Raw genomic sequence first — 1,804 nt, 5'->3', positions numbered from 1 at the left:
TTTCTAGCTTCAATTTATATCTAAATCGGTTAAATTCCTTTTTTGCCTTTATACTCCATTCTTGATGCTTTTCTTCATTCATAATTACGTTAAGTTCTTCAGATAGAATTTTTTCCAGGAATTTAATCTCATTTTCACGATTGTAAAATATATTCAATAACCTGTATTTTAATAGTTCCTGTTCAATTGTTGTTTTCTTCGGAAAATCGCTAACTATAAGCTTGTTTAAGTGCATCAAACAGTATTGATGCACTAACTTATCCCCAAAAACTTCCTTTAAAATATCTGGGTATCTCTTATCAAAATCCGTAACAATAAACACAGGTTCTGATGTATCTAGATTTTTTCGTAGAAACGTTTTGATGGTTTCTGAACTTTTATCCTCAAAAAGTTCATCTGCTATTGTTCTTTGAGTTTTTGCATCCAGTAATGTTAAACGGTATTTCTGACAACGTCCCTCTTTTGGATGCTGTTCGTCATAGTGCACCATATGTACATTTTCTAAAATTGGAACATTTTCCTGTTCCATTTCTTTGTTGAATGTTCTAAAAATAGTGCTTCTTGATCTTGGAAATATGAAGCTCATTATATCAGAAATTCCATCATAAGAAACTTTATGGTATCTGAGCACCTGGAAAAAATTATTAAATGAATCAAAAAGTAAAGTTTTCAGACCTTCCCAAAAACTATGATCTTCTTCGTCTGTACTACCACAATTTTGGCATTTGTATCGACCAATGCTGATTTTTCCAAGACCTTTTTTGATGTATAGATTATAGCCGTTATGAACCATAGGAGCACTGCAAATAGGGCAGGCTGGAGGAATTTTTCTACGAAAAATTCCTCTTGTGGTATATTCGTAATCATTGCTATAACTATCAAAAAGGTATGAGAGAGCAGGGAGTTCCGATAAGTTATTAAGAGTAAGATTTATAATTACCATTGTTTTTGCCGTAACATCATTACATAGTTATAGAATTATAAATTTATATAGTGATGTTACACTTACTTTCATCACTAGATTTTGGAACTGAGTCGTTTTTAGGATTAAAAAATCGAATCTTTGTTCCAAGTAGAATTGAAAAACGTCAAGAACTAAATTGTTTAATTTTATCTATAAATCGTCAACAACAAATATGAGAAACCAAAAATGAAAATTTTCGCATGATTATACTAGTGCTTCGATTCTTAATTAATTCCTCTTTCTTTTATATTATAATTTTTCCAGGCATTTCATCTCTTTCTTCTATTTTATATTTCCATTTAAAAATTACTGGTTTTTCGTTAATCTGGTCTATATATTGACTAATTCTTTCCCTTAATTCCGTTATTGATTCTACTCTTATTCCTCTCAGCAAGCTTCTTGCCATTTTACTGAAAAAACTTTCAATAATGTTTAGCCACGAAGCATGTTTGGGTGTGAATATAAATTCAAACTTATCTGGAACAGTTTCCAGGTATTCTCGAGTTTCTGCTGATGTATGCACTTTATAATTATCCATTAGAATTTTGATTTTTTCTTTTGGATAAATCAGCTCAAGTTCTTTAAGGAATTGTATAAATTCCCAGCTTTGATGGCTCTGATCCAAAATCCAGTGATTTTTGGATTTTTCGATTGAAATACTGAATTGCGGGAAGGATTCTTTCTTATATTAACCTCAATATTCGATATCTAAAGAATTCAATCAAGAAGATGTGTTCAAAGGATTGTGTCCATTTTCAAAATATAGTGATTTTTAATTCTACGTTCATCACTGGATTTTGGTACTGAATTGCTTTGATGTTTTTCAAATATTTTATAGTG

At 30.5% G+C, this 1,804-nt stretch carries 2 protein-coding genes; both read right to left on the bottom strand.

The window, feature by feature from the left end; translation table 11 throughout:
- The coding region (locus ASJ81_RS12075; RefSeq protein ID WP_095642727.1) for an ISNCY family transposase at positions 1 to 943 on the bottom strand (943 nt) is incomplete at its 3' end.
- A 265-nt stretch (positions 944 to 1,208) separates the two neighbouring features.
- Complete coding sequence (locus ASJ81_RS12070; RefSeq protein WP_170943261.1) at positions 1,209 to 1,589, bottom strand: transposase; 381 nt, start codon at positions 1,587 to 1,589, stop codon at positions 1,209 to 1,211.
- Positions 1,590 to 1,804: the final 215 nt, after the last annotated feature.

Origin of the sequence: Methanosarcina spelaei, from assembly GCF_002287235.1 — an archaeon.
GTDB classification, from domain to species: Archaea; Halobacteriota; Methanosarcinia; order Methanosarcinales; family Methanosarcinaceae; genus Methanosarcina; species Methanosarcina spelaei.
The sequence above is the reverse complement of the archived record's forward strand: the minus strand, read 5'-3'. Positions and strand labels throughout refer to the sequence as shown.